General features: G+C 65.9%; 5 protein-coding genes and 1 pseudogene. All 6 read right to left on the reverse strand.

The window, feature by feature from the left end:
* Positions 1 to 470, reverse strand: a 470-nt coding sequence (locus AC1RQF_RS33045) for a type VI secretion system baseplate subunit TssG (protein WP_492874322.1), incomplete at its 3' end; no start/stop codon positions are given.
* A 53-nt stretch (positions 471 to 523) separates the two neighbouring features.
* Positions 524 to 2,386 (reverse strand): type VI secretion system baseplate subunit TssF, encoded by a 1,863-nt coding sequence (gene tssF / locus AC1RQF_RS33050; RefSeq protein WP_492874318.1) that lies wholly within the window; start codon positions 2,384 to 2,386, stop codon positions 524 to 526.
* Between the two features lie 16 nt (positions 2,387 to 2,402).
* Positions 2,403 to 2,831: a GPW/gp25 family protein gene (locus AC1RQF_RS33055; RefSeq protein WP_273995320.1), complete on the reverse strand. Its 429-nt coding sequence runs from the start codon at positions 2,829 to 2,831 to the stop codon at positions 2,403 to 2,405.
* A 74-nt stretch (positions 2,832 to 2,905) separates the two neighbouring features.
* A complete protein-coding gene (locus AC1RQF_RS33060) occupies positions 2,906 to 3,433 on the reverse strand; it encodes an Hcp family type VI secretion system effector (RefSeq protein ID WP_273995319.1) in 528 nt (175 codons plus the stop codon).
* Positions 3,434 to 3,583: 150 nt separating this feature from the next.
* On the reverse strand, positions 3,584 to 5,095 hold the full coding sequence (gene tssC / locus AC1RQF_RS33065) for a type VI secretion system contractile sheath large subunit (RefSeq protein WP_492874320.1): 1,512 nt from the start codon (positions 5,093 to 5,095) through the stop codon (positions 3,584 to 3,586).
* A pseudogene (locus AC1RQF_RS33070) lies at positions 5,092 to 5,255 on the reverse strand (type VI secretion system contractile sheath small subunit); the annotation flags it as partial. The gene tssC and the pseudogene AC1RQF_RS33070, both read right to left, overlap by 4 nt.

Consider the following 5,255-nt stretch of genomic DNA (forward strand, 5'->3'; position numbering starts at 1 on the left):
CGGCATGCCTGGGCATCGCGATCCTGCGAACTGATATCCGCCCCGCGGCCTGCATTCGCGAGCGTGGTGACCCGTTCAACGAACGGATTGCGCGCACGCTCGTAGCCCAGCACCGGGTGCATCGCCGACCAGGCGCTGTAATGCAGCCACGCCAGATCGCCGCAGGCCACGTTGACGAAGCGCTCGAACGCTGCGTTGCGCTCGAAACGCTTCTCCTGCATGGCGTGTTCGGTCACGTGCAACGGCAGCGGACCGAATGGCGCGAACAGGCCGAAGTGCCGCTGCACGACGCTCACCCGCGGGTGATCGTCCGCGTCGACGAAGCGGGTCTGCTCGACCGTCACGTTCGCCACCTCGGTGCTCGCGAAGCGCATGTCGGCCGACTGCTCGATGCGCAGCCACGCCGGGCTGCGCCGCGCGCGCCGCGGCGGCCCGCCCTGCTCCCGCTCCAGCACCTCGACGCGGCGCATCAGCTCGAAGAAGGTGCGGCGCGGCGTCAGCGCCCGCTCAACGCGTGCGAGCCTCACAGCAGCCTCCCGTCGCCGACGGCCGTGTTGACGTGGGTGCTGACGGTTTCGCCGTCGAGCCGCACGATCGTCTCGATGCCGTCGTTGAGCGTCGCCGCCTCGCCGAGCGCCTGCGCCAGCACCCGGCCGAACAGCCAGCCGCCGCGGTCTGAGTGGGCGCTTTCCGCGACGTCGATCTCCACCCGCGTCGCCCGCACCAGCGCGAGCGGCGTCGCCCGGCCCGCCGCGATGAAGTGCGTCCCGAGGTGAACCGAGCGCAGGCTGTCGATGCGCTGGCGGTCGAGCGCATCGTCGCGATCGGCTGCAAGCCGCAATTGCTCGACGATGCGGGCGGTGACGTCCTGCGACTGCCCGGCCCGCAGCGCGAGCGGACTCTGGCCGAGTTGCGCGGTCGCATCCCAGCACGCTTCGACGGGCGGCGCGCCGCGCGGCGCACTGGCGGGCCACAGGCACTCGATGCGCCGCACGGCGACGGGATCGAGCAGGCTCAGCTCGGCGTCGAGCAGCGCCGACGGCCGCCAGTCGCGATCGGCCACCAGCGCCCTGCCGGTGATCGACGCGATATCGTCCAGTTCGATGTTCTCGCCCAGCGTCGAGACGGCGATCAGGTCATGGCTCGCGAGCGGATCGAAGCGATCGCGCCGCGCGCCATCGGCGAGCGGCGTATTCTCACGCCGCAAGCTGTAGCGGGCCGCCTCATCGCGCGCGCCATAGCCGCCCGTCTCCAGCACGGAGCGGACCGCATGGGCGTGACCGTTGCTTTCGCACGCGCGCACTTCCGTCAGCCCCCACAGGTGATGCGCGGCGGGCGCCATGCGGTCGACCGGAATCCAGTGCTCGGTCAGGTTGGGGTCGTACGGCACCGGGTCGAAGCGCTTCGTGTACAGGTTGATCGCCGGGGTCGCGAACAGGCGGAACTGACTCGCCTCGACTTCGCCGACGAGGCCCGTCGGCACGTGCCGCAGCGCGAAGAACAGCTCGAAGGCGCGCGCGGACGGGTCAACCGCCGCGACGCGTTCGAGCACGTCGAGATAGACGCCCAGGAAGCGCGTCGGCTGCGCGAAATACTCGCGCATCAACCGCAGGCCGGGCAGCCCGCCGAAATCGGGCGGCAGCAGCGCCTCGGCGTCCTCGCTCCCGGACAGGCGGATGCCGGTTACCGGCAAGGTCAGTACTTCGTCACCGTGCGCAGTCGGCACGACCGCGTACCAGGCACTGCTCGACGCCAGCAGCGCCTGATGCAGCGCATAGGCGCGCGGCAAGTCGCCGGCGAGACTCAGGTGCAGCGGCGCGAAGCCGCCGTCGCCGCGCCCCAGTTCGCCGACCGTCGTCAGCCCTTCCAGCTCGAAGCGAAAACGCAGCACCGCCTGCGAAGACGCGAGCTGCTGGGCAAGCTGCGAAGAGAGCCCATTCAGGCTCCGGCTGCATTCGGCCTGCGCGATGCGCAACGGCAGCAAGGTCACGTCGCGCGCGGTGGAAAACGTGACGGGCAGCTTGCGCCCGGGCAGACGGGCCGAGATCAGCGAACCACGCGGCAGCGTGCTGCCCCGGAACGCTTCCGGTGACTCCAGGTCCGGATGAAACGCAAAACTCGAAATGGCAGGCGTGGCCGCCATGAACAACGGGCAGACCCGCCCGAGCGCTTGCTGCGCGAACTCCGCGCATTCGCGATCGAGGCGCGTCTGCACCCTTGCCGACAGATAGGCCACGCCTTCAAGCAACCGTTCGACGAACGGATCGGTCACTGCATCCGGATGCAGGCCGAGCGCCGATGCGACCTGCGGGTGCTCCTTCGAAAAGCGGGCCCCCGCGTCGCGCAGCTGACGCAATTCGTCGTTGTAATGGTCCAGGAAATTCATGATCGTTCGCCGTTCGTCATTCGCCGACCAGACTGAAATAACCACTGAGATAGTCGAGCGCGAGGCTCACCCTGATTTCCGCCCCGTCGTCACGGGACAGCGTCAAGATGTCGAAATACATCGTCTGCGGCGCGTGCCGGGCGCCACCGGCTCTCGGCTGCACCACGGTCCGCCCGCTGTCCACGCGCGGCTCGAAGCGGCGTATCACCTCGCCGATATGCGAAGCCGTACGCGCCGGATCGATCCGGGTGGCGCCCGCCAACTGCAGCGGCGGGCAACCGTAGTTCAGCACCGAATGGGCAGCCGGACTGCTGTCCGACACGCCGATCCGCGCGCCGCGCGATGCACAGTTCATCAACTCGACCAGGTGATGCCCGACGATGTCCTGGAGCGAGTCGCGACGAAACCGTCTCGACAGCTTGTTGTAGAGTGGATGCGCGCTCACATGCGTATTCCTGCGTGTCGCGCCCTAGGTCGCCACACGTCCATGGTTTGCTCGAAAAGAAAACGCGCGGCCGATCAGATCGCCGCGTTCAGCTTGAGGTCGTAGCCGGCCTTGATCACCGCGCCCATCGTGCCGTCGTTGCGCTGCTCGCGGTACTCGAACTCGATCTGCGCGAAATTGATCCGGATCTCGTCCGTCGGCAGCACGTTGTCAACCTCGCCGCTGCCATGGCCCAGTTGCGAGAACGGCATGTTGCCGAGCGTGCGGAACGACGACACCAGCCCGCTGGCGAACGTGATCGTGAGGAATTCCTGCTGGCCCTTGCCCGATTTGCGGCAGATCAGCTTCGCATTCGCGATGTGATCGCCGGTCGCGCACATCAGGAACAGTTTCGGCGAGGCCTTGTTCGACACCATCCGGAACTCGAAATCCTTCATTTCGACCTTCCCCGCACCGCCGCCGCTGCCGAAGCCCCAGCGACCCGAATTTTCTTCCGCCCACTGCCAGCTCTGGATCTGGATCAGGCCGGGATATTGCTGATCGGTCGACTCGCCTTCAACGCCATCGATCTGCAAAAAATAGTCAACCAATGCATTCGCCATCCTAAGAACTCCTAAGATAAGTCAAGAAATGAAACACACTCACCGTGCGTGCTACGTCACCGCGTCCCGACCTCCGTTCCAGCGTCGTCCAGCGGTCTTTCAAAGCTATCCTTCTCCGCACAAGTGCGGGGCCACACCGGCTTCCGCCGGTCAGGCGCCCGACTCCTGCTTGCTCGACGGCAGCTTCGAAACCAGCCGGAGGGACACGGTCAACCCCTCCAGCTGGAAATGGGGGCGCAGGAAAAACTGCGCGCGATAGTAGCCGGGGTTCTCCGGGATCTCGTCGACCACCACCTCGGCAGCCGACAGCGGACGCTGCGCCTTGGTGGTCTCGCTCGAGATCGACGGATCGCCGTCGACGTAATTCATCAGCCAATCGTTGAGCCAGCGCTGCGTATCCTCGCGCGACTTGAACGAGCCGATCTTGTCGCGAACGATGCACTTCAGGTAATGCGCGAAGCGGCAGGTCGCGAAGATATACGGCAGCCGGGACGAAAGGTTGGCGTTCGCCGTGGCGTCGTCGTCCTCGTAGATCGACGGCCGGTGCACGGTTTTCGCGCCGATGAAGGCTGCACTGTCGGAATTCTTGCGGTACACGAGCGGCATCAGGCCGGATTCCGACAGTTCATGTTCGCGACGGTCCGAGATCGCGATCTCCGTCGGGCAATGCAGTTCGATCTCCTTGTCCTGCGACGGCAGCACGAACTTCGGCAGCACTTCCACCGCGCCGCCCGACTCGATGCCGCGGATCTTCGTGCACCAGCCGTAGGTCTTGAAGGCGCGGGTGATGTTCACGCCCATCGCATAGGCGGAATTCGCCCAGCAGAAATCCTCCGAGCGGTTCGGATCGACCTTTTCCTCGAAACCGAACTCCTCGATCTGATGCGTCTTCGGCCCGTAGGGCACACGCGCCAGGAAGCGCGGCATGGTCAGCGCGAGATAGCGCGAATCGTTGCTCTCGCGCAGACGGCGCCAGAACGTGTACTCGGTCGACGTGAAGATCTTCGAGACGTCGCGCGGATTCGACAGTTCGTCCCAGTTGTCCATCTGCAGCAGCCCCGGCGCGGCCGCCGACACGAACGGCGCGTGGGCGGCCGCCGCGATCTTCGACATCTCGGTCAGGATCGACACGTCCTGCATGCTGTGGTCGAACTGGTAATCGCCGATCAGGCAGCCGAACGGCTCGCCGCCGAACTGACCGTATTCCTGCTCGTAGATCATCTTGAAGATCGGACTCTGATCCCACACCACGCCCTTGAAGCGGCGCAGCGTCTTGCCGAGGTCCGACTTCGAGATGTTCAGGTAGCGGATCTTGAGGTTCTCGCTGGTGTCGGTGTTCGATACCAGGTAGTGCAGGCCGCGCCACGCGCCTTCGAGCGACTGGAAGCGCTTGTTGTGCAACACCTCGGTCAGCTGGTTGGAGATCTTGCTGTCGAGTTCCGCGACCAGCTGCTCGATCGTCTGCGCGACGTCCTCCCGGACCACGACCCGGTTGCGGCGCGCATACGTGAGCAGCGTCTCGACGGCGCTCTGGACCGCCTCGGCGGCCTCGTTGGTCCTGGGCCGGAACGAACGGCGCAGGATGTCCTTCAGGTCGTCGTCGACGCGTTCCTCGACGACGACGCGTTCGGCGGACGGTTCAAGCTGGCTGAGCGTGCTCATTTCACCTCCTGGTTCGATTCCGGATCGCCGGACGGCCCGGCAGTGGGCGCCGGTTCGGCAACGGCGGCCTCCTCGTTCGACCCTTGCGGATTCTTGAGCAGCTCGTGGATCAGATCCTCGGCCGCGGCCTTGCCGTCCATGTAGGTCAGCAATTCCTTCA

The organism is Burkholderia sp. GW821-FHT14F03, from assembly GCF_058803765.1.

Coding starts and splice junctions, on each gene's coding strand:
- AC1RQF_RS33060 (WP_273995319.1), bottom strand. CDS start 3,433: ATGGCGAATGCATTGGTTGACTATTTTTTGCAGATCGATGGCGTTGAA.
- tssC (WP_492874320.1), bottom strand. CDS start 5,095: ATGAGCACGCTCAGCCAGCTTGAACCGTCCGCCGAACGCGTCGTCGTC.
- tssF (WP_492874318.1), bottom strand. CDS start 2,386: ATGAATTTCCTGGACCATTACAACGACGAATTGCGTCAGCTGCGCGAC.